Source organism: Streptomyces sp. NPDC088254 (genome assembly GCF_044740925.1).
Lineage (GTDB): Bacteria > Actinomycetota > Actinomycetes > Streptomycetales > Streptomycetaceae > Streptomyces.
Genome location: NZ_JBIURQ010000005.1, coordinates 399,458 through 420,860, shown reverse-complemented (window position 1 = coordinate 420,860; position 21,403 = coordinate 399,458). Strand labels below are relative to the sequence as shown.

The following is a 21,403-nucleotide window of genomic DNA, read 5'->3' as shown; positions in this document are numbered from 1 at the left end:
CACCGTGGAATCCGAGGCAATGCCCCAGGCCCCCGCGACCGGGGAACTCCCCGAGGCCGCACGCCGCGGACCGATCAGCCATGCGATCTTCCGGGTGGCCCGCCTGCACCGCATGCTCGCCGGCCAGCTGCTGCGCGAGGTCGGTCTGCACCCCGCCCAGGAACTCGTCATGATGCAGCTGTGGGACCGCGGCAGGATGCGACAGACCGACCTGGCCCAGCACGTCGGCGCCGACGCTGCCACCATGACCCGCACCATCCAGCGCCTGGAGAAGGCCGGATTCGTGCGCCGCTTGCGCTCCACCAGCGACAAGCGCTCCGTCCTGGTCGAACCCACTGCCGCCAGCCAAGCTCTGCGCCAACAGGTCGAAGACCTCTGGGCCCGCCTGGAGGACTACGTGGCCGGCGATCTCGCCGGTGCTGAACTCAGCGAGACCCTCGCCGTCCTCGAACGCCTCGAAGCCAACCTCGCCACCCACATCAACGACGCCGAACCGCCCTCGCCTGCCTCTGCACCCGACGCCTGACCGGGCGAACGATGGCGGGGCCCAGCGGGAGCCCCTGGGAAGTCGGCAGTGTGGCGTCACAGGATGTAACGCCAGCTGCACGGTGCCGAGGGTCGAGAACCTTCGTCTATCGACCGTTGGACAGACGCACGGACGCCTGCACCGAACACAGCCCTCAGCCCACTACGACGAGAACCGGTCCGAGCCTCCTCACGGGCCCATTCATGAGCAAGGCAAGCCAGCGACGGTCACCACATGTCTCATGAGACACGTCAAAGTCTGGAGAAGGACGGGTTTAGGGCCCTGATCTCCGTGGACGCGGGCCGGGTGGTGCTGCGTTCAAGGCGCGGCACTGAGATGGCGGCCTCGTTTCCAGAGATCGTGGCCGGTGCCGCGCAACTGCCTGACGCCACCGCGATAAACGGCGAGTTGGTCGTATGGGAGGCGGGCCGGCTCGCCTTCGAGCGGCTGCAGAACCGGCTTCAGTGGCGCGGCGCCGGGGCGTCCCGGGCCGCGGGCGAGTGGCCGGCCCACTTCGTCGCGTTCGATCTGCTGAGGCTGTCCGGAACCGACACGACCGGATGGCCGTACCGGCGGCGCGGAGCCGCGCTCGAGTCCGCGTTCACCTCGCGTCGGCTATCCGCCCCCTGGGCGCTGTGCCCGTCGACCACCGACCCGGACACCGTGCGTGAGTGGCTGACGTGGGCGTCGGTCGGAATGGAGGGCCTGCTTTTCAAGCGGCTGGACAGTGTGTACGAGCCTGCGGTGCGCGGGTGGCGGAAGTACAAGGTGCACGAGACCACAGAGGCGATCGTCGGCGCGATCACCGGTTCCGTTGCCGCGCCGAGCAGTCTGCTGCTCGGCAGGTACGACGACCATGGCCGTCTGCAGTACACCGGCCGCACCACCACTCTCGCCCAGGCTGTGAGCAGCGCGGTCGCCGGGCTACTCGATCTGGCCCGGCGCGGTCATCCGTGGACGGGCTGGTCGTTTTCCGCCGGGTGGGGCAGCCGGGAGACGCTGGACATCACGCTGGTGGAACCGGAGCTGGTGGTGGAAGTCGGCGTCGACGTCGCCCGCGACGCCTCCGGCCAGTGGCGCCACCCCGCGCGCCTGCACCGTGCCCGCCCCGACCTCTCCCCCGCCGACGTCCCCCGCCTGACACCACCGCCGTACTGACGGCGGCACGGGCGCGGCGGCCCCGCCGACGCGCAACCGGCTGAGCGCGCGCCCTGATCCACGGCTGCGGCCGCGTCGCCCATCCCGCCCGTCCCTTCCTCCTTCACTCCAGCCGAGGGACATGGGCAGAGCAGCCGCAACGGGGATGTCAGCGGGCCGACCACGGCAAAACGGCGTGGTGACCTGCGCGGAAGCGGGGACGGGCCTGCGGGCCGCGCAACACCTAGCGCAACCCTTGGGGCAACATCCAGCGCAACAAATAGGCGCAACCCTTGGCGCAACCCCGTGCTCCTGCGCGACCGGGGCGACAGGTCACGCGGCTCGGACAGCTCCGTGGGCGCGGGCGAGGTGGCGCAGCTCGGAGCGTGCCGTCGGCGCCGAGGGGACGGTCTCCCAGTAGGGGTGCCACCACAGCCGTACGGACAGGCGCAGTAGGCGGCGGCGCAGGGCTGTGGTGTCGCGGGGGCGGGGTGCTGCGAGCGCTTCGTAGGTGGCGTTCCAGGCTGCTTGTGTCTGCGCCAGGTCGTCGGGGAAGTCGGTCACGTCCATACCGGCATTAGATCGCTTGTTCGAATTACGTGTCACGTCGGACACGCCACTCGGGCCGTGGTCGGGGGCCGCACCCGGCGTGGTCGGCCTCATGGTCGGGACGCCACGCGGGCTCAGCGGCGGCTGAGTTCCTCAGCCCAGTTCCGAAGCGGTCCTTCGAGGACCAGGTTGTCTCCGCGGGCCACGGTCTGGAGCATCTGGGCGCACACGGTCGCTTCGGCGGCGAGGCCGGCCGGACTGCCCAGCACGGGGAAGGCGGCACGGACGCGGGCGGCAGTGTCCGGCTGGAGCAGCGAGTAGGCGTAGAGCGTGGCGACGTCGCGCTTACGAAGGCTTGGGACCAGGCGCTGACTGACCCTGCACGCACCCAGGGCCTTGCCGCGCAGCAGATGGAGCTGCCGAGGGGCCGGCGTCCTCTGTCACCGATGGCTGCGGGAAAAGACGCTCTTCGAAAGCGGTCACTCCGAACAGCAGGGCCATCATCGCCACGGGCATGAGCAGGGTAAACAGGATCACAGCACCTCCCAGAGGGTCGGTCTGTGGCACCTGACGGAGCCGGCTCCAGGATGCGCCCGAACGGGGGAACGCGCACCCGGGCCCACGGGCCGCACGACAGCCAAGGCGCCAGTAAGCCCACCTCCAGGGCGAGAGCCGGCACTGCTCGAAGCGGGCGGCCCCGGCGGTGACCAGGGCAGGACCGCCGTCGTCGGGCTCATACAGGGTCTGCTCTTCCCGATGGGTGGCAGCGGCGGCCATGGCCACTTTCCTGCGGCTGTGCGGGTGTGTCGTGTGAGGGGTCAGTTGCCGCGGTGCACGCAGAAGAGCTGTTCCTCCTGCGCGTTGCGGTCGCGGAAGTTGACGATGGCCGGTCCTTGCGCGCTGAAGTGGTTGGTGAGCTGGGTGTCCTGATGCCAGGTGCTGCCGTTGAAGCGGGTCCACCACAGGCTGCTGCCGCTGGTCCCGCCGCGGTGGACGCAGTACAGGTGTCGACCTGGCGCTCGACCCGGCCTTTGCCAGTGGGGCGGTAGGCCGCCAGAACGTCGATGTCGAAGTCGTAATGGCCAGCGAACGCGACCGCTTCCGGATGCAGTGGGACTGCCTCACCCGGGGCGACATGACGTCGGACCACCGTCTTGGTGCGGTCGTAGACGATCGACATAGGCACCCCGCCGAAGTGGGCGATCGCCTCGCGGTGGCAGTCGAAGAAGGTGGTCAGGTCCTGGCTGGTGGTGAAGCAGCAGAACGGGTCGCGCGAGTAGGACAGGACCATGTGGAACGAGTAGACCTTCGGGATCCCGACGTGGGCGAGGATCTTTCCTTCGTCACCCCAGTCCACCTGCGCCTGGGCTCCGGGGATTACTTCGAACCGGCGGTGCAGGCCCGCCAGTTCATCGGGAGCGATGCCGAGTTCCTCAGCGATCCTGGGCCGGGCTTCCTGCAGGTAGAGCTTCACCCGCTGATAGTTGCCGGTGAATCCGTACTCCTGGACCAGCCTCTCGTGGATGACGGCACCCTCACCGTTGTCAGCCGTGACCTCCAGGCGGCCTGGACTGAGGCCGCCTGCTCAAGCGATTCGTAGGCGGACAGATCGTGGGAATTGTTGAGCGGCTGGTGCCGGATGAGTTGTGGGAACTGTTCCAGCGGGTGGTCCCTGAGGCTCCGTCGCGGCCTCAGGGTGGCGGCCGGCGGCGACACGGTGACCGGGAGGTGCTGGCGTCGATCGTGTTCGTGGCCACGTCGGGCTGCACGTGGCAGCAGTTGCCGTCCGCGTCGTTCGGCCCGTCGGGAGCGACCGCTCACCGGCGCTTTGCCGAGTGGACGAAGGCCAGGGTGTGGGCCAAGCTTCATCGCCTGGTCCTTGACGAGCTCGGCGCCCGCGGCGAGCTCGACTGGTCCCGCTGCGCGATCGACTCGGTGAACATGCGGGCCCTGAAAAGGGGGACCTGACTGGTCCGAATCCTGTCGACCGGGGCCAAGTACGGCTCGAAGATCCACTTGATTACCGAGCGGACCGGTCTGCCCCTGTCCGCCGGAATCTCGGGGGCGAACCTGCACGACAGCCAGGCGCTAATCCCGCTGGTGAAGGGCATACCGCCGATCCGCTCCCGGCGCGGACGCCGGCGGCGCAAACCGGGAAAGCTTCACGCCGACAAAGGGTACGACTACGACCACCTGCGGCAATGGTTACGCGGCCGCGGCATCAGGCACCGCATCGCCCGCAAGGGCATCGAGTCCTCGACCCGTCTGGGCCGCCACCGCTGGACCATAGAGCGCACGATGTCCTGGCTCGCCGGATGCCGCCGCCTGCACCGCCGCTACGAGCGCAAAGCCGAGCACTTCCTGGCCTTCACCAGCATCGCCTGCACCCTCATCTGCTACCGCAGACTCACCAAATGAGATGACGTCTTAGAGGTCGTTTCTTTTGGCGTGCGTGAGGGCTGGCTGCTGGTGAGTGGTGGGCGTGGCCGTGGCTGGTGTCACTGCGTGTGTGGGAAGGCTGTTCCAGCCAGAGTCTTTGCGGCGAGGCGTACAGCGTTCTCCCAGGCCCGGACCTCTTCGGGGGACATGAAGTCGAGGTGGTACTCCAGGCCCACGGCCGCCACGAACTCCCGCTCAGGATCTGTCAACGCCTCGATCCCCTGCCAGACTCGATCTGCGGCCATCTTCGGTGACAAGGCACCGGCGGTCAGCTCGGTCGCCATGTGATGCAGGAGGCAGCGTTCAGCGGTCTCGCAGTCCGGGATCTGGATCCCGAGCTCCTCCATGGTGTGCCCGAAGAGCTGGCGGATCTCTGCTGGGTGCTCGCGCCGGGAACGGCCGGCCAGGTCGCGCAGTGAAGGAGAGTCGTGGCCGGCAGCCAGTAGGTGGGCCGCCAACATGGGCAGGTCTTCCTCGCAGATGAGGTTCGCCGCGTACTTCCAGGCGATGGTGGCTGGCTCGTCCATGAGCGAATCCTGACCGAGGGGAACACCTCTGACCAGTGAGTTATCGGATCCGTGTGAGGCGCCGATTGCCGATGAGGAGGGCAGCGATACCCACGAAGGCCAGGAAGTGCTCGGGCTTGCGCTCGTAGCGGCGGTGGAGACGGCGGCAGCCTGCCAGCCAGGACACCGTTCGCTCGACCACCCATCGGTGGCGGCCGAGTCGTTGTGAGGATTCGATGCCTTTGCGGGCGATGCGGTGGCGTATGCCGCGGCTGCGGAGCCATCGGCGCAGGTGGTCGTAGTCGTATCCCTTGTCGCCATGGAGTTTCCCAGGTCGCCTGCGACGCGGGCCCCGGCGGGACCGGATCGGCGGTATGCCTCGTACGAGCGGCACCAGGCCCTGACTGTCGTGCAGGTTGGCTGCGGAGATGCCCAGGGACAGGGGCAGTCCTTTTCGGTCGGTGATCAGGTGGATCTTCGATCCCGGCTTGCCACGATCGGTCGGATTCGGTCCCGTCAGTAGCCCCCTTTTGCGGCCCTGACGCTTACCGAGTCGATTGCACATCGGGACCAGTCCAGCTCACCGAGCGCGCCGAGTTCGTCGAGGATGACGCGGTGCAGCCTGGCCCAGACGCGGGCACGGCTCCACTGCGCGAAGCGCCGGTGGACCGTGGGCCACGCCGGGCCGAAGACCGGCGGGAGTTGCCGCCAGGTGCAGCCCGACGTGGCCACGAAGATGATCGCCGCCAACGTCTCGCGGTCGCCCGCCCGTCGTCGGCCCCCGCCCTGGGGACGTATGACCTCCGTAGGAGGTACCACCCGGCGAAACAGCTCCCACAACTCGTCCGGTACCAGCCGCTGGACCAGGTCTGCCATGCACTGACCAACGACCACCCCAGGCCAAAAGAAACGGTGTCTAAGTGGACCAGTGACGCCGTGAGGAAGTGGTCCGTTGAGGCCCTGTGCCCTGACCTACGGTGATCGCAGAGTAAGGCACCCCCTTATCGGCCCCCAGCAGGAGTTGATATCTGTGCCCAGAAGGCCCATTTCGATCTGCGTCGTCGGAGTCGGTCCGCGCGGCCTTTCCGTACTGGAACGGCTGTGCGCCAACGCTCGTCACTCCTCGGACCGCCGCCCCCTCCACATCTACCTCGTCGACCCTTGGCCCGCCGGCGCCGGAGCAGTGTGGCGCACCGATCAGTCCCAGTTGCTGCTGATGAACACCGTGGCCTGCCAAATCACGGTGTGGACCGACGAAAGTGTGTCCATGGAAGGGCCGGTCGAGTCCGGCCCCAGCCTGTACGAATGGGCACGGGAGGTCAGTGGCGCGAACGGACATGACGCACCTGGCCGGGACGAGTGGGCGGTGGCCGAGGCGCGCCGGCTGGGTCCTGACGACTACCCGACGCGGGCCTTCTTCGGCAGCTACCTGCGGGAAATGTTCGCCCGTATATGCCTGGCGGCCCCGCCGCACGTCGACATCACCACCCACTACACCCGGGCGGTGGCCCTTAGCGGCGGCCATGACATGGCGGCACAGCAGAGTGTGTTGCTGGAGAACGGACGGCTGATCGAGGGTTTGGACGCCGTGATCCTCTCCCAGGGGCATGTCGGCGCTGAACTCAGCGATCAGGAAAAGCTGTTGTCCGACCGGGCGCAAGAGCAGGGACTGCTCTACATCCCCCCCGCCAACCCGTCCGATGTCGACCTCTCCGGCATCGCCCCGGGCGAGCAGGTGCTGCTGCGCGGCCTGGGCCTGAACTTTTTCGACCACATGGCCCTGTTCACCAGTGGCCGCGGCGGCCGGTTCGTCCGGCACGGCTCGGAGCTGGTGTACGAGAAGTCGGGGCTGGAGCCCCGGATGTGCGCTACCTCCCGGCGGGGCATCCCGTATCACGCACGCGGCGAGAACGAAAAGGGCGCACACGGGCGCTACGTACCGCGGCTGCTGACCGCGCAGCGCATCGAACAGCTGCACCATCGCGCCCAGGACGGTGACCGCGTCTATTTCGGGACCGATCTGTGGCCACTGATCGCCCGCGAGACGGAGTGCGTCTACTACGGCACCCTGCTGGACAGCTGTGAGCGCAGCTTCGACCGGGAGGCGTTCACCGAGCTGTACCTGGCTGCCGAACCCGAAGCGCACCGGGTGGAGATCCTGGACGCCTTCGGCATCGCGATCGAAGACCGCTGGGACTGGGATCGACTCGCTCGCCCCTACACAGGACTGCAGTTCGCCGACCGAGACGCCTTCCACACCTGGCTGGTCGAATACCTGCGGCAGGATGTCCAACGGGCCCGCGGCGGGAATGTGAGCAATCCGGTGAAGGCCGCCCTTGACATCCTGCGCGATCTGCGCAACGAGATCCGTCTCGCGGTCGACCACGGCGGTCTGGACGGCAACTCCCACCGCAACGACCTGGAAGGCTGGTACACACCCCTCAACGCCTTCTTGTCGATCGGACCGCCCGCCTTCCGCATCGAGCAGATGATCGCGCTGATCAACGCCGGGGTCCTGCAGGTGACCGGCCCGGGCGCCAAGATCCACGTTGACCCCGACCAACGGGGCTTCGTGTGCACCTCCCACGACATACCGGCCCCGCCGGTCAGGGCACGCGTCCTCATCGAGGCCCGGTTGCCCGAGCCCGACATGCGCCGGACCACCGACCCGCTGATGCGCCAACTGTTGGACGACGGGCACATCACGCCCTTCCGGATCGAGGGCGGCTGCGGGACCACCTACGAAACCGGCGGACTTGCCGTGACCGCCCGGCCCGGCCACGTCATCGACGCCCACGGCCGCGCCCATCCGCGCCGTTTTGCCCACGGCATACCTACCGAGTCCGTGCACTGGGTCACCACCGCTGCCGCACGCCCCGGCGTCGACTCCGTCAGCCTCGGCGACGCCGATGCCGTCGCCCGCGCCGTCCTCGCGCTCTCCCCCGCCCCGGCCGCCAGCAGGACTGAACCCAGCACGTGGGCCGGAACCGGGACCCGTACAGGGGTGGGCACCGGTGGAATGGCCGGGGCCGAGACATGGGCCGGGTCTGGCGGAAGGAAGGTGAGCTCATGATCGCGCCGTCCGGCATCCCGGCCGACTCAGGACTTCTCTCCCCGGTCCGGGTCGGCACCCCCGTCGAGGCAGCCGTCAGCGATCACGCCTGGCTTCAGGGCATGCTTGACGCGGAAGCAGCACTCGTGCGGGCCCAGGCCACCCTCGGCACCGTGCCAACCTGGGCCGCCGACACCATCACCAACGCGGCTCGCGCGGAACATTTCGACATCCGTGCCCTCGCCCTCGAATCCCGCGAAACAGCCAATCCTGTCGTCGGCCTTGTCCGCGCACTGACACAACAGGTGGCAGCAGAGCATCCTGCAGCAGCGGAATACGTACACCGCGGCTCGACCAGCCAGGACATATTTGACACTGCCGCCATGCTCATCACCGCCCGGGCTCTGCGCCTCATCAGAACCGACCTGGCACAGGCTGCCGACGCTCTGGCCGCATTGGCCCGCGAACACCGCGATACACCCATGGCCGCACGCACCCTGGCCCTGCAGGCCGTACCCACCACGTTCGGGCTCAAGGCAGCCGGCTGGCGCCAACTCCTCCTTGATGCCGACACACGCCTGGCCCACATATTCGAGCACGGGCTGTACTTCTCACTCGGTGGAGCCGCCGGTACCCTCGCCGGCTACCTTGAATACGCACGCATCGACGGCGCCGCCGACGCCGTCGCATCTGGCCAGTACCTTGAGCAACTGCTGGACGCCTTCGCCGAGCAGACCGGGCTGACCCGCCCGCCGCTGCCCTGGCACGCACTGCGCACACCTCTCGCCGACGTCGCGGCAGTCCTCGCCTTCACCGCGGGAGCCGTCGGAAAATTGGCCCTGGACATCCAGACTCTCAGCCGCACCGAGATCGCAGAAGTCGCCGAACCCTCCCGGGAGGGCAGGGGCGCCTCCTCAGCTATGCCCCACAAGAGGAACCCGGTCCTGGCAACCATGATCCGCACTGCCGCGTTGCAAGTGCCGGTCATCGCTACTGGGCTGACGCAGTGCCTGGTCTCGGAGGACGAACGCTCAGGCGGAGCATGGCACGCCGAGTGGCAGCTGTTACGGGAAGCACTGCGGCTGACCGGTGGTGCCACTCACACCGCCGTCGAGCTGGCCGAGGGCCTCACCGTCCACGAGCAGCGGATGCTCCACAACCTCGACCTGACCGGCAGCCAGATAGTCTCCGAACGCATCACCGCCCTCCTCGCCCCCCGACTGGGCAAGGACCAGGCCAAAAAGCTGCTGACCGCAGCCTCCACGGAAGCCGCCAGGCTGGGCATCCCACTGGCGCGGGTCCTGGCGCGGCTACCGCAGACAGCCGACACTTTCACCCCGGAGTATCTGGAAGCAGTATGCGATCCCGCGCAGTACACCGGCGCGGCCGCAACACTTGTGGACCATGCATTGCAATAAGAAGCCGGCCGCTCTTCGAACGTCACCGTTTGGTCAAGCAGGGCAGCTAACCTTGATCGTTCATGAGTCCCCGTCAGCTTGTTGACGGGGACTCGGTGTCTGTGTGGGATCTTTTCGGGGTTGGGGCAGGTTGAGGGCCCGGCTGTCGCGTCGGGTGGGCGCCCGGGTTCCACTTCGCCGGTGTGGTGGCGCGGGTTGTCGGGATGGTCGAAATGGCTGGTCAGTCGGGGTTCGGGAGGGCGTGGAGCCGGTCGATCGCGTAGGTGATGACGTCGGTCGAGGGCTATCGGGCTGTGAAGCGGAGCCAGCGGCGGCGGCCGGTGTTCACAAGCTGGGCGGCGGCGGAGAACAGACGCAGACGGAGTTTCTTGGGTTCCCGGCGGCGGGCCTCGCTGGTCAGGGCGAGCATCGGCATCCAGGCGCGGAGGCCGAGCGCGAGGGAGTCCTTTGGCCCGCTTTACCACCCGATCCCCGAGAGATCAGGCGGCGAAACACCTGCCCAGGACACGCACCAGCGCACCCAGCGCACCCGCGTAACCGTGCTGTGGCGGCGTGGCGTACCCAACGACCAGACCTGGCGGGTGGGGCCCGGGCGTCCCCCAGTAACCGCCCAACGTGGCCACAGCAAGCGACTCCCGGCGTGCAGCCTGCGTAACCTCCCGCTCGCCCGGGCCGTCCGGCGACCAGCGGACCAACGCATGCAGCCCCGCCTCCTCACCGGCCAGCCACGCCCCAGGAACCTCCCGCTCCAGGGCGGTACTGAGCTGCTCGCGCCGGACCCGGTAACGCTCACGGCATCGACGCACATGCCGGTCGTACCCACCCGACCGCAACAAATCTGCCAACACCATCTGCGTCAGCGCCGCTGAATGCTGGTCTGCAACCCGCTTCGCCGTCGCGATCCGCTCCACCCATTCCGCTGGCACCGCAAGCCACGCCAGCCGCAGTCCCGGAGCAAGAGTCTTACTCGTCGTTCCCGCATAAATCACCCGGTGCGGGGCCAAAGCCTGCAAGGCCCCAACGCGTTGCCTGCCGAACTGAAATTCGCCGTCGTAGTCGTCCTCCACAATGACTGCGTCAGCCTCCTCCGCCCAGGCGACAAGATCCTTGCGCCGGCCCGGCGCCAGCGTCGCGCCCAGCGGGTACTGGTGGATCGGAGTAACGACCGCGGCCCGGCCACGCAGCGCTTCAGGACGCAGCCCCTGCGCATCCACCCCGACAGGGTGGACACTCAGCCCGGCCGTCTCGATGACATTGCGGAACAGGGGATAGCACGGATCCTCGACCGATACGGTGTCCATCCCCTGTTCGGCAAGGACAGCCGCGATCAGGCCAAGAGCCTGGGTGAAACCGTGACAGATGATGATTCTTTCGGGCTGGGTGATCACCCCGCGTGTGCGGCCCAGGTAGTCGGCCAGGGCCTGGCGCAACTCCGGCCGGCCTCGCGGATCTCCGTAATCCAGCGCCTCGGCAGGTGCCAGCCGCAGGACCCGCTGGGTGGACCTGACCCAGGCGTTGCGCGGGAACATCGTCACGTCCGGCAGACCAGGCCTGAGATTCCATTGCCACGGGCTGCGCGCATGCAGCGACGACGGCTGACGGCCGCGGGCCTCACCATGCGGGGCAACCACGACCCTGGTTCCCGAACCCTGTGCGCTCTCCAGGTACCCCTCAGCGATGAGACGATGATAGGCACTGGTGACCGTGCCCCGGGCCAGGCCGAGGTCGGCCGCGACGCCGCGGGTGGAGGGCAGTCGCGAGCCGGGCAGGAGCCTGCCGCTCTCGATGGCCCGCCGCAGCCCCGCCACCAACTGCTGGCTTCGGCCCCGCCGCTTTTCCAAGTCGAGTTCCAACTGCAGGTCCAGGGAGCGTATCAGTGGGCTGGAAGTCACTGCGCGGTCCAACCCCCGTCCACGGCCAGTGCCTGGCCTGTCACATATGAGGCGCTGTCAGAAGACAGCCACAGCACGGCAGAAGCGACCTCCTCAGGCCGCGCCAGCCGGCCCAGGGGGATATTGCGCAGGTAGAACTCGTCAGCCGACGGCCCGCGGTCCCTGCGTGCCTGCTCCAGCATCGGCGTCAGCACGGGGCCCGGGCACACGGCGTTGACCCGGATGCCGGCAGGCCCGTAGTCGATCGCCGCGGTCCTGGTCAGCCCCACCACACCATGCTTCGCAGCGGTATAAGGGGCGGCGTTGAGATAGCCGACGATGCCGGCGATGGAGGCGACGTTGACGACTGCTCCGCTGCCCTGCTTGAGCATCACGGGAATCTGGTGACGCATCGACAACCACACCCCTTGCAGGTTGGTGTCGGTGACGCGCCGCCAGTCCTCGGCTCCGAATTCGTGGAGCATACGGCCCGATCCGGGCACTCCGGCGTTGTTGCAGGCAACGTGCAGGGCGCCGTACCGGTCAAGGATGGTGCCCATCAGACCGGCGACCTGTTCCTCGTCAGTGACGTCCACCGTGCAGGCATCCGCTCTGCCGCCCTCCTCCCGGGCAAGAACGACGGTCTGTTTGAGCTCCTGCGTCCGCCGCCCGGCGACCACGACCAGGGCGCCTTCCCGCGCGAACGCAAGGGCGATCGACTGTCCGATGCCGGTGCCGCCCCCGGTGACGAGCACGACCCGGTCCTCAAAGCGCTTGTCCGGCATGGCTACTCCTTGATAAGGGCTTCGACGGCCAGTTGGATGGCCGTGGCATCCGGCAGCACGGCAGGTTCCAGGCCTGGGCTGGCCGGATAGGGCACTCCAAGGGAGCCCAGCCGCACTACCGCGGCACGCAGGTCGGTGAATGCGGCCTCGGTCACGGCGGCGGCGATTTCCGCGGAGGGGCCGTAGCGGACCCAGGACTCGGCCGCGACTACCACCCGCCCCGTCTTGGACGCCGAACGCGCCAGGGTGTCGACGTCCAGCGGACGCAGCGAACGGACATCGACCACTTCGGCGTCGATGCTCTCTTCGGCAAGCCGTTCGGCAGCGATCAACGCCTCGCTGACCATTCTGGACAGGGCCAGCACGGTGACATCAGTGCCGGGCCGCACCACCTGGGCGGTCCCAAGGGGCACGATGTGCTCGCCCTCCGGCACGGGCCCGCTCACCCCATAGAGCAGTTTGTGTTCGACGAACACGACAGGATCCTCACTGCGCAGCGCGGCCGCCAGTAAGCCCTTGGCATCGGCCGGGTTGCTCGGCATCACCGTGTGGATCCCGGGCAGGTGGGCCGTCCACGCCTCCAGCGACTTGGAGTGTTGGGGGCCCGCGCTGATGCCGGCGCCGCCTTGGGAGCGGATGACGACCGGTACCTTGACCTGGCCCCCGTATGCGAAGGGGAAGACCGCCGCGCCGTTGGCGATGCTGTCCAGGGCGAGGGTCATGAAGTCGGTGTACATCATCTCCACGACCGGCCGCAGACCGTTCATGGCCATCCCGATCGCCGCTCCGACAATCCCGTTCTCCGAGATGGGGGTGTCCATGACCCGGTCCGCTCCGAACTCGTCGAGCAATCCTCGGGTGACCGAGAAGACACCGCCGTACACGCCGATGTCCTGACCGAGCAGCATCACCCGCTCGTCCCGCCGCATCTCCTCACGCAACGCGCAGTTGAGGGCCTCGCTGTACGTCATCTGCTTCATCGACCCTGCCCGCCATCCCACTTCGTCGCGTACACCAGCAGGTCCGCCGGGTCGGGCCAGGGGCTGTTGGCAGCGAAGGCGACCGCGTCCTCGATCTCCTGCGCCGTTTCGCGGGCGATGCGCGCAAGGTCGTCCTCGGGTGTGCCACACGCCCTCAGCCGCGCGGCGGCATGTTCCAAAGGATCTGTGTAGCCGTCCCACTCGTCCTCGCGCCGGTAGCCGCCACGATCCGAGCCGGAGAACGCACAGTCGCGGAAAGTCACAGCCTCTACCAAAGTCGGGCCGCCGCTCGCACGGGCACGGCCGACACCTTGCGCGACAGCGTCCCGTACGGCCTCGGGGTCGCCCCCGTCCACCCGCACGGCGGGCACTCCGTAGGCGGCGCCCCGCCGGTACAGCTCCGTCTCGTGGACATGGCGGTCAAGCCGCACGCTGAGTCCGTAGCCATTGTTCTCGACCAGCACCACCACTGGCAGCTGCCACAGCGCCATCATGTTCAACGCCTCGTTGAACGCACCTGAGTTGACCGAGGCATCACCGGTGACGCACAGCGTGATCCGCTGCCCGCCGGCACGCTGCTGCGCCACGCCGTGTCCCACGGCGAGCAGCAATGAGTGGCCCACGATGCCGGACGGTCCGAGCAGGCCGTGTTCCCGGTCGCCCACGAGCATGTGGCCGCCGCGGCCCCCGCACTGCCCGTCGGCGCGCCCCATCATCTCCGCCAGAGTGTGGCCCAGCGACAGCCCGCATCCCACATACAGCGAGTGCGGACGGTGCGTGGCAGTCACGATGTCGCCCTTTTCCAGCGCCGCAGTGGCGCCGATACCCACGGCCTCCTGACCGATACCCAGATGCATCGGTCCGCTGACGAGTCCCTGCGCCACCAGGTCGGGAAGTTTCTCATCCAGGCGCCTGGCCAGGCTCATACGCCGGTACAGCTCCAAGAGCGGGACGGCCGGTGAGGATATGTGCGGGTTATCCGTTGCTGTAAGCATCACAGTTCACACAGCCTTCTGCAGAGTGATGGGTTTGGAGGTTCGTTGCAGCCGGCGCCGTACGGGAGCGGCCAGGGCAAATGCCCCGGCCAGCCCGGCGCCGCCCAGGACGGCACACGTCCACCACAGGACGGTGGGCCCTGCGGTGGCGTACAGGTGAGCTCCCATCGGCGGCCCGATCAGCTGCGCGGCCGCGTACGACCAGCCGAATGTGGCTTGGTAGCGGCCTTGGGCTCGGTCCGGGGCCAGGTCGGCGACGAGGGAACCGACGAAGCTGGCCGCCCCGATCTCACCCAGGGTCCAGACACATACCGTGACGAGGTACTCGACTACGGTGGTGGCCAGCGCGGTGGCGGCGATGCCCAAGCCGAAGACCAGCCAGGACACCCCCAGGACGACCAGCCGGTCATACCGTTCCAACCAGGCGGAGAGCAGGGGCTGGGTGACGCCGATGATGATGCCGCTGGCCAGGAAGACCGATCCATAGACGGAGCCGCCGAGGCCGTCGTCCTTGATGGCCAGGGGCAATCCGACCGTGATCTGGGCGGCGACCACCCCGTTGACCAGGTTGAGCGCGGTCAAGGCGAGAAGCAGCCTGTCGCGCAGCACACCCGGAGCGGCCAACCGTTCAGCGGTGGGCACCTGTTCGCGCGCCGGACGATCCGCCGGCAACAGGACGACAGTCACCAGGGTGAACGCACCCGTGGCCAGCGCCTGCACGGCGAACAGGGTCCCGTAGCCGTGTCCGGCGAGCAGGCCGGCGAGCAAGCCGCCCAGTGCTACACCGAGATTGACGGCCCAGTAGATGAGGCTGTAGGCGCGCGGGCGGTCGGCGGCCGGTACGGCTGCGGCCACCACTGCGGCGGCGGCCGGACGGTACATGTCGGCCACGGCACCGAACAGCAGGGCGACGGCGAGGACCGCCGTCAGACCTCGGGCCATGCCGAGCAGGGCGATGGTGACGGAACTGGCAGACAGCCCTGCCACCAGCGCGAAGCGAGGGCCCAGCCGGTCGGCGAGCACACCGCCCAGCGGCTGGGAGACGAGGCCGCCCACACCGACCGCGCCGAGCACCCATCCCGCGTCCTCCGCCGTCAGCCCCTGATCGCCCAGATAAAGAACCAGGAAAGGCACGGCCATGCTGCCGATGCGGTTGATGAACTGACCTGAGAAGACGACCCAGAAGCTTCTCGGTAATCCGCCCAGACGAACAACACCGAAGGCACGAATCATATTCGAACCGAACGTCAAGAATTCCCCCATGGTGAACGAGCGGCCGATGTGCGGCGCGCCACAACCATGCCCCTATGCAACCATACAGCTGCAAACACATGATGTTCGATCTTATATTTCGGTATGTAATCATCGTCCCGCACCAAGCGACAACCTGCCAGGTCGCTTTCTATCAGGGGGAGTTGACAGACCATGCGGCATCGATTGGAATCGTAGCTGCCTCGGTCAGCCCTCCGTGTGGCTTTGCCGTTCCGAATCGAAAGGTTTCCACGCAGATGAACTATCGTCATGTAGTCCTGGTCGACACCTATTCTCTTTCCCAGCGGCTGGCTGCAGGGTTTTCCTCCGCCGGCTTCACACCCATCAGGGTGCAGAGCACGCCGGAGATCCCGGAGCTTTATCGGGGCAAGCCCGACCCGCACCCGTATGCGGCCGACTTCGTGCATCACGGAGACATCCGGGAAACGGTAGACAAGTTGACTCAATTCAAGCCACTCGCCGTCCTGGCCGGTGGCGAACTCGGCGTGGAGCTGGCGGACGCACTCAGTGAGCAGCTTTCGGACGTGTTGGGGATCCCCACCAATGGCACCGCACTGAGCCAGGCGCGCCGAGACAAGTTCGAGATGATCGAGCGCATCAAGTCCTGCGGACTGCGCGGCGCGGAGCAGATCCGGGTGCACGACGAGGAGCAACTCCTGGCGTGGCACCGGCAGCTGGGGCGCCGGGTCATTGTCAAGCCCTTGCGCAGTGCCGCCAATGACGGCGTTCAATGGTGTGACACCCCAGAGGACTCGGTACGCGCCTTCCGCCGGCTCTCCGGTCGGCGCAACATATTCTCCGAGGCCAGCGACGGCGTCGTCGCGCAGGAGTACCTGGTGGGCGCTGAATACCTGGTCAACACGGTCAGCCGGGATGGCCACCACCATGTCTGCGACGTGTGGAAGACCCACCGCATCAGCGCCAACGGCGTGATGGATCTGGCGGTGGCCTGTCATCTGCTGCCGCGCCGCGGCGACGTGCAGGACCAAGTCGTGGACTACGGTCTGCAGGTTCTGGACGCACTGGACATCCAGCACGGCCCGGCGCACATCGAGGTCAAGCTGACCCCGGACGGCCCGTGCCTGGTGGAGGTCGGTGCCCGGATCTCCGGGCTGGACCTCCCGGGGTTCACGCAAGAGGCCACGGGCGAGTCGCAGATCAGCTGGACGATCGACGCCTACACCGACCCCGAGCGTTTCCTCGCCCGCCATGAGGAGGACTACACAGTGCACCGCAGTGTCGCGTGGGCCGGCATGGTCTCGCCGGTCCGTGGGCGGCTGCGCGCCTACCGCGGACTCGACGAGCTGCAGGCGCTGGAAAGCGTCCAGAGCGTGCGGGCGATGGTCACCCCCGGGGATCCGATCTTTTGCACGGTGGACGACTCCACGTACCCGATGGCGCTGTCGATGGCGCACGAGGTGGACGAGGTGTTGCTGCGCGATCTGGGCACCGTCCGTTTCCTCGACGGCCACGGCTTCTACGAGTTGGAGGACGAGCCCGAGCACATCCCCTCCCCCTGATTCTGGCCCTCGGTGAGGACTTCCCCGACGCTGAAGTCCATTCCGGCCGTCGGGGGCGCGCCCCGCAGATCCGCCCGGCGGATCTTTCCGGAGGTCGTCTTCGGCAGAGCTCTGAATTCCAGGCGGATGATCCGTTGGTGAGGAGCGAGACGGTCTGCGGCGTGCGCGAGAATCGAGCGGGCCGCGGCAGCAGTGGGCTCGCTGCCCGCGACGAGCGTCACGTACGCCTTGGGCACCAGAGCGCCGGAGGGTCCTGGGACCCCGACGACGGCGGCCTCCGCGACTTCCGGGTGTTCCGCCAGGACGTTCTCCAGTTCGAAAGGCGAGATGCGGTGGCCGGACGATTTGAAGACGTCGTCCAGGCGACCTATGTAGGTGATGTAGCCATCCGCGTCGCGAGAGGCAAGGTCACCGGTGTGGTAGAGCGCGTCGGCGAAAGCGTTCACGGTGCGTTCTTCGTCGCCGAGGTAGCCAGTCATCATGCCTGCCGGGGCCTGCGTTAGATCGACGCAGATCTCCCCTTCAAGTGAGGGTTCACCGCTCGTGCGGTCCACCAGTGTGATGCGGTAGCCGGGCAGCGCCCTGCCCATCGCGCCCAGGCGCACTGGCAGGCCGGGGGTGTTGCCTATCTGTGCCGTGGTCTCGGTCTGCCCGTAGCCGTCGCGAACGGTGATCCCCCATGCCTTCTGCACCTGTTCGATCACCTCGGGGCTGAGTGGCTCGCCCACGCTCACAGCCTCCCGCAGGGCCACGGGGCGGTCCTTGAGGTCCTCCTGGATCAGCGCCCGCCAGGTCGTCGGCGGCGCGCAGCACGTGGTGGCCGCATGGCGTGACAGCGCGGAGAGGATCGAAGCCGGCGGGTGTCGTTCGGCGTCGAGCGCGATCAGTGTGGCCTCGGCGGTGAACGGCACGAAGAAGGAGCTCCAGGCGTGCTTGGCCCACCCGGGCGCGGAGATGTTGAGATGCCGGTCGCCGGGCCTCAGACCGTTGAGGTACATCCCGGACAAGTGGCCTACCGGGTAGCTGAGATGGGTGTGGGCCACCATCTTCGGCTTCGCGGTGGTGCCGGAGGTGAAGTACAGGAAGAGCAGTTCCTCGGCCCGGGTGGGGGCGTCCGGGGTGAACTCTCGCGGGGCGGCGGCCGACATGGAGTACGGCAGCCAGTCGGGCTGCTCGGGGCCCACCGCAATGCGGGTGAGATCCGAGTGCGCAGGGCCGATCCGCGACGCCACGGCGGCCGTGGTGACGAGGTGGCTGACGCCTGCCCGGGCAACCCGGTCTGCCAGGTCCGGTGCCGAGACCGTGGTGTACGTCGGAACGATCACCGCGCCCAGCTTCATCCCGGCGAGAAGGGTCTCCCACAGCTCCTGTTGGTTGTCCAGCATGACGATCATGCGTGATCCTCGCTGGACTCCGACGGAGCGCAGCCAGTTCGCGACCTGGTCCGAGCGCCGTGCCAGCTCGGCGTAGGTCACGCCAACAGTGCTTCCCTCGTCCGTGTCCACCAGCAGCGCGAGACGGTCTTCATGCTCGTGGGCTGTCACGTCGAACCAGTCGAGTGCCCAGTTGAAGTGCTCGAACCGGGGCCAGCGAAACCGCTCGACTGCCGCGTCGTGATCCTCACGCAGGTCCAGGAGCAGGTCCCGAGCAGCCCGGAACACTGCGGTGGTGCCCTTGATCATGCCACTTCCGTTTCTCGAATGACGAGGCTGCCTCTTGCACCGCCCGCTGTCGGCTCACTGCGGCTTCGTAACGAACAGCACGGGGAAGACGGGCTGTTCCAGGTAGCCCCGCGCCCAACGGTCCGTCGGCGGAGCAGCGTTGGTCTGTGTGGTCGTGTAGCCGCGCCCTCGAAACTCGTCGCGGATGATCTCCAGGTCACGGCCGAGCTGACCGTCCTCGCGGCGGATGCCGGTCATCACGATGACGCCGCCCGAGGCCAGGTTGGCATCGACCATGTCCACGAAGTCGCTCTGGCGGCCCGACCGTGCCACGATCAGAGCGGCCTCCCACACGAACATTGCGTCGAAAGGCTGCTCGGTCCGGAAGCCGAACATGTCGGCCGTCTCGAAGACGAAGTCGCCGCTGCTCGCCTTCTTCCGCAGCAGGCCGAGGAGGTCAGCGCTCGCGAGTCTGACCGGGCTATGCCGCTCGGCCAGCTCAAGCACTTCTTCCCCGGTGAGGGCCTCCTCCAGCGCCAGGCAGTAGTCCAGTTCCCGGCCCTCGCTGGACTCGTCGGTGTACAGCCCTGGCTGCGGTGCAATCCGCAGGTAGCGGCTGATGCCCTTGGTGAGCGCGAACCAGTCGGCGATCCCTCCGCAGACCAGCGCTTCCTCGGCTGCCGCGCGAAGTTCGACGTAGAGGTCGGCTGCCTCGCCGGCCGCGAGCGGGCGTCCGGCGCGCGCGCAGACGTCGTTGATGAGCGACAGTGCGGGGGCTGCGTCCGCGGACAGCTTCGCCTCCAGGAAGACGCCAACCAGGAGCTGATTGAGCACGTCGATGTGCGGGCGGTCGTGCCGGGCTCGAGCGAAGCGGGTGTTGCGGTCGAGGATGTCGATGCCCACGCACAAGTCGATGTCTTTGAGAATGCGCTCAGGCAGCAGGCGGATCGTGTCACCCGTGCCCGCCGGGATGCTCAGCAGCCGTCGGGGGGAATCGAGCAGCCGGTCCAGGAGAGGGGTCAGCCAGGGGTAGCCGGAGTAACCGGAGTAGTTGCGCACTGCCGCCCAGGGGGCGCTCTCCGGTTGCAGCGCCATGGCGGCGTTCGCGGTGCGCATCAGGTTCACGGAGGGCGAGATGGGATAGGCGTCGGGCCTCCGGGGGCTCGATTGGCCGGACTGTCGTATGTACAGATACGACTTGGACTGGAACGCGTCATACGCGGCGGTGGTGAGTCGATCGGACTCAGCGAGGCGCTCGAAGCCTCGGTCGGTGAGGTAAGCGGTGTGCGCCGAACACTCGGGGGGCAGATAGGTCCCCACAACCCTCGCGCCGTCTTCGCTCAGGTGTTCGTACGCCTTCTCGAACAGTGCATCCCACAGTCCGGGGTCGAGGAATGCCGTGACGGGGAACTCGATCAGACTGCCATTGAGCAGCGCGCCGGTGCCGGTGGCAGGGTTGCGGTGGGCGAGGAGGTTGCGGCGGAACACTGTGATGCGGCCAAGCGGAGAACGCGGTTCGCCCTCGGGCGCGCCTTGCGGGTAGGCCACGTACACGCTTTGGTGTGTGTCGTCGACCCGGTCGGTGGCCTGCCGGGGCAGTCGCTCCAGAAAGTCCGGTATCTGCAGCGCGCGTACACGCTGGGCACTGGTCAGCTCGTTGAAGTTCCGTATGACAACGGCGCTTTCGTCAATGGTGCGGGAGGGCATGGCGGGTTCTCCTTCTCGATCACACGACGGGGGAATCCGGCTGGGTGCAGCGGAATAGGGGGCGGAGGTCGAAGGGGCAGGGATTGCGACGGCCCCGGAGGTGTCGTTGCGGAGGTGGTCCGCGCGGGCAGGGGCATATCTGGCACGCCGCAGTGTGCGCCGCCCGCCGAGCAACGCAGAAGGGGTCCGCCTTGGGGCGCAGTCCGTCAGAGCGTCGGCTCCCAGACGATCTGTGAGGGGACTGCCGGATCGATCTCATGGAGACTGACAGACTCGGCGTGCGGGGCCACGCGGTCGGCGAGTTCCTGGCGCGCCTGCAGCAGTGTCTCGGTGAGGATCGCCGGGGCGATACCCTCAAGCAACAGCACGGCGTCGCGCGTGTGGGCCGTCACCTTGGTGACGTCGGAGTCCCGGTGATTCCAGTGCCTGGTCATGACCTGCCGCCCGTCGGCGTAGATGACCTCGCCCTCCAACGGCACTTCGGTCTTGTCTGACTCACCCAACGGCACGTACACGTCGTCGGGCTTCGCGTAGCGCAGTTCGATGCCAGTGTGGAATGCGGACAGGTCGAATCCGCCCGTGGGGAGCATGTAGTTCAGCGACACCAGGTTGCAGGTGTCCACGAGCGGGGAGACGCGGGGCAGTCGGCCCGACTTGCGCAGGCGCCGGCCAAGGGCGTCAATGCTCGGGCGTGCCCGGCGGGGATTGGTGCCGAAGCTGCGCAGCAGCTCGTGCCAGACGGAGATGGCTGACTCGTTCTCGTCCGGGATGCGCCGATGCCCCTGCCTGACCTCGGCTTCCAACTCGGCCAGCGCCTCTTCGGTCTCGGGCCAGGTCTCGCCGTTCTTGATGCCTTGGACCAGCAGGAAGACGGTGCGGCACTGCGGATATCGGGCGGCGATCTCTGGCGACATACCGACAGTGAGGCTGCGTGTGGCGGGAGTCGTTGGGCCTGTGGTCTCGGGGTGGATCATGGGGAGTTCCT

At 67.7% G+C, this 21,403-nt stretch carries 16 protein-coding genes and 3 pseudogenes; 6 read left to right on the top strand and 13 right to left on the bottom strand.

The annotated features are described in order from the left end of the window. The first annotated feature begins 19 nt into the window (after window positions 1–19). Entirely contained in the window at window positions 20–526 is a 507-nt protein-coding gene (locus tag ACIOC0_RS17710; protein ID WP_402155966.1) for a MarR family winged helix-turn-helix transcriptional regulator, read from the top strand. Between the two features lie 234 nt (window positions 527–760). Next, window positions 761–1,684, top strand: a complete 924-nt coding sequence (locus ACIOC0_RS17705; protein WP_402155878.1) for an ATP-dependent DNA ligase — start codon at window positions 761–763, stop codon at window positions 1,682–1,684. A gap of 312 nt (window positions 1,685–1,996) precedes the next feature. Here ACIOC0_RS17705 and ACIOC0_RS17700 read toward each other — a convergent pair whose 3' ends face one another. Beyond that, a complete protein-coding gene (locus ACIOC0_RS17700) occupies window positions 1,997–2,233 on the bottom strand; it encodes a hypothetical protein (RefSeq protein ID WP_402155877.1) in 237 nt (78 codons plus the stop codon). A gap of 952 nt (window positions 2,234–3,185) precedes the next feature. Next, window positions 3,186–3,749: pseudogene (locus ACIOC0_RS17695) on the bottom strand (DDE-type integrase/transposase/recombinase); the annotation flags it as partial. An 80-nt stretch (window positions 3,750–3,829) separates the two neighbouring features. On the opposite strand from ACIOC0_RS17695, the pseudogene ACIOC0_RS17690 reads away from it, so the two are divergent. Then, window positions 3,830–4,630 (top strand): annotated as a pseudogene (locus ACIOC0_RS17690) (IS5 family transposase). Window positions 4,631–4,710: 80 nt separating this feature from the next. Here the strand turns inward: ACIOC0_RS17690 and ACIOC0_RS17685 are convergent. Next, on the bottom strand, window positions 4,711–5,178 hold the full coding sequence (locus ACIOC0_RS17685; RefSeq protein ID WP_402155876.1) for a hypothetical protein: 468 nt from the start codon (window positions 5,176–5,178) through the stop codon (window positions 4,711–4,713). A 40-nt stretch (window positions 5,179–5,218) separates the two neighbouring features. After that, a protein-coding gene (locus ACIOC0_RS17680; protein WP_402155875.1) for an IS5 family transposase occupies window positions 5,219–6,033 on the bottom strand; the annotation gives its coding sequence in 2 pieces (ribosomal slippage) (window positions 5,219–5,683 and window positions 5,686–6,033; 813 coding nt in all). A gap of 154 nt (window positions 6,034–6,187) precedes the next feature. Between ACIOC0_RS17680 and ACIOC0_RS17675 the strand changes: the two genes are divergently transcribed. Together ACIOC0_RS17675 and ACIOC0_RS17670 are read left to right on the top strand one after the other, a co-directional pair. Continuing rightward, window positions 6,188–8,230 carry an FAD/NAD(P)-binding protein gene (locus tag ACIOC0_RS17675; RefSeq protein WP_402155874.1) on the top strand — a complete coding sequence of 681 codons (2,043 nt, stop codon included), beginning with the start codon at window positions 6,188–6,190 and terminating at the stop codon, window positions 8,228–8,230. Beyond that, on the top strand, window positions 8,227–9,627 hold the full coding sequence (locus tag ACIOC0_RS17670) for an adenylosuccinate lyase family protein (protein ID WP_402155873.1): 1,401 nt from the start codon (window positions 8,227–8,229) through the stop codon (window positions 9,625–9,627). Before ACIOC0_RS17675 ends, ACIOC0_RS17670 begins: the two co-directional genes overlap by 4 nt. A gap of 286 nt (window positions 9,628–9,913) precedes the next feature. Here the strand turns inward: ACIOC0_RS17670 and ACIOC0_RS17665 are convergent. The 6 genes and pseudogenes from ACIOC0_RS17665 to ACIOC0_RS17640 all read right to left on the bottom strand — a co-directional run. Then, a pseudogene (locus tag ACIOC0_RS17665) lies at window positions 9,914–10,066 on the bottom strand (IS1380 family transposase); the annotation flags it as partial. A 40-nt stretch (window positions 10,067–10,106) separates the two neighbouring features. Next, window positions 10,107–11,480 carry a PLP-dependent aminotransferase family protein gene (locus ACIOC0_RS17660; RefSeq protein WP_402155872.1) on the bottom strand — a complete coding sequence of 458 codons (1,374 nt, stop codon included), beginning with the start codon at window positions 11,478–11,480 and terminating at the stop codon, window positions 10,107–10,109. A 35-nt stretch (window positions 11,481–11,515) separates the two neighbouring features. Continuing rightward, on the bottom strand, window positions 11,516–12,283 hold the full coding sequence (locus ACIOC0_RS17655) for an SDR family NAD(P)-dependent oxidoreductase (RefSeq protein WP_402155871.1): 768 nt from the start codon (window positions 12,281–12,283) through the stop codon (window positions 11,516–11,518). A gap of 2 nt (window positions 12,284–12,285) precedes the next feature. Beyond that, window positions 12,286–13,263: an alpha-ketoacid dehydrogenase subunit beta gene (locus ACIOC0_RS17650; RefSeq protein ID WP_402155870.1), complete on the bottom strand. Its 978-nt coding sequence runs from the start codon at window positions 13,261–13,263 to the stop codon at window positions 12,286–12,288. Next, complete coding sequence (locus ACIOC0_RS17645) at window positions 13,260–14,189, bottom strand: thiamine pyrophosphate-dependent dehydrogenase E1 component subunit alpha (protein ID WP_402155869.1); 930 nt, start codon at window positions 14,187–14,189, stop codon at window positions 13,260–13,262. The genes ACIOC0_RS17650 and ACIOC0_RS17645 overlap by 4 nt, the downstream gene beginning before the upstream one ends. A 75-nt stretch (window positions 14,190–14,264) precedes the next feature. Next, complete coding sequence (locus ACIOC0_RS17640; RefSeq protein ID WP_402155868.1) at window positions 14,265–15,509, bottom strand: MFS transporter; 1,245 nt, start codon at window positions 15,507–15,509, stop codon at window positions 14,265–14,267. Window positions 15,510–15,766: 257 nt separating this feature from the next. Between ACIOC0_RS17640 and ACIOC0_RS17635 the strand changes: the two genes are divergently transcribed. After that, the gene (locus ACIOC0_RS17635) at window positions 15,767–17,050 is read left to right on the top strand and encodes an ATP-grasp domain-containing protein (RefSeq protein ID WP_402155867.1); all 1,284 of its coding nucleotides are present in this window, start codon (window positions 15,767–15,769) and stop codon (window positions 17,048–17,050) included. Here ACIOC0_RS17635 and ACIOC0_RS17630 read toward each other — a convergent pair. From ACIOC0_RS17630 to ACIOC0_RS17620, 3 genes are all read right to left on the bottom strand, one after another. Then, window positions 17,008–18,732 (bottom strand): AMP-binding protein, encoded by a 1,725-nt coding sequence (locus ACIOC0_RS17630; protein ID WP_402155866.1) that lies wholly within the window; start codon window positions 18,730–18,732, stop codon window positions 17,008–17,010. The genes ACIOC0_RS17635 and ACIOC0_RS17630 overlap by 43 nt on opposite strands. Window positions 18,733–18,786: 54 nt before the next feature. Beyond that, a complete protein-coding gene (locus ACIOC0_RS17625) occupies window positions 18,787–20,418 on the bottom strand; it encodes a hypothetical protein (protein WP_402155865.1) in 1,632 nt (543 codons plus the stop codon). A gap of 206 nt (window positions 20,419–20,624) precedes the next feature. Further along, window positions 20,625–21,392 carry a B3/4 domain-containing protein gene (locus ACIOC0_RS17620; RefSeq protein ID WP_402155864.1) on the bottom strand — a complete coding sequence of 256 codons (768 nt, stop codon included), beginning with the start codon at window positions 21,390–21,392 and terminating at the stop codon, window positions 20,625–20,627. Window positions 21,393–21,403 lie beyond the last annotated feature (11 nt).

What these genes read in the sequence shown, in the direction of transcription:
- ACIOC0_RS17705 (WP_402155878.1), top strand. Translation starts at nt 761, where the DNA reads ATGTCTCATGAGACACGTCAAAGTCTGGAGAAGGACGGGTTTAGGGCC.
- ACIOC0_RS17620 (WP_402155864.1), bottom strand. Translation starts at nt 21,392, where the DNA reads ATGATCCACCCCGAGACCACAGGCCCAACGACTCCCGCCACACGCAGC.
- ACIOC0_RS17670 (WP_402155873.1), top strand. Translation starts at nt 8,227, where the DNA reads ATGATCGCGCCGTCCGGCATCCCGGCCGACTCAGGACTTCTCTCCCCG.
- ACIOC0_RS17655 (WP_402155871.1), bottom strand. Translation starts at nt 12,283, where the DNA reads ATGCCGGACAAGCGCTTTGAGGACCGGGTCGTGCTCGTCACCGGGGGC.
- ACIOC0_RS17710 (WP_402155966.1), top strand. Translation starts at nt 20, where the DNA reads ATGCCCCAGGCCCCCGCGACCGGGGAACTCCCCGAGGCCGCACGCCGC.
- ACIOC0_RS17650 (WP_402155870.1), bottom strand. Translation starts at nt 13,263, where the DNA reads ATGAAGCAGATGACGTACAGCGAGGCCCTCAACTGCGCGTTGCGTGAG.
- ACIOC0_RS17645 (WP_402155869.1), bottom strand. Translation starts at nt 14,189, where the DNA reads ATGAGCCTGGCCAGGCGCCTGGATGAGAAACTTCCCGACCTGGTGGCG.
- ACIOC0_RS17625 (WP_402155865.1), bottom strand. Translation starts at nt 20,418, where the DNA reads ATGCCCTCCCGCACCATTGACGAAAGCGCCGTTGTCATACGGAACTTC.
- ACIOC0_RS17635 (WP_402155867.1), top strand. Translation starts at nt 15,767, where the DNA reads ATGAACTATCGTCATGTAGTCCTGGTCGACACCTATTCTCTTTCCCAG.
- ACIOC0_RS17630 (WP_402155866.1), bottom strand. Translation starts at nt 18,732, where the DNA reads ATGATCAAGGGCACCACCGCAGTGTTCCGGGCTGCTCGGGACCTGCTC.
- ACIOC0_RS17700 (WP_402155877.1), bottom strand. Translation starts at nt 2,233, where the DNA reads ATGGACGTGACCGACTTCCCCGACGACCTGGCGCAGACACAAGCAGCC.
- ACIOC0_RS17685 (WP_402155876.1), bottom strand. Translation starts at nt 5,178, where the DNA reads ATGGACGAGCCAGCCACCATCGCCTGGAAGTACGCGGCGAACCTCATC.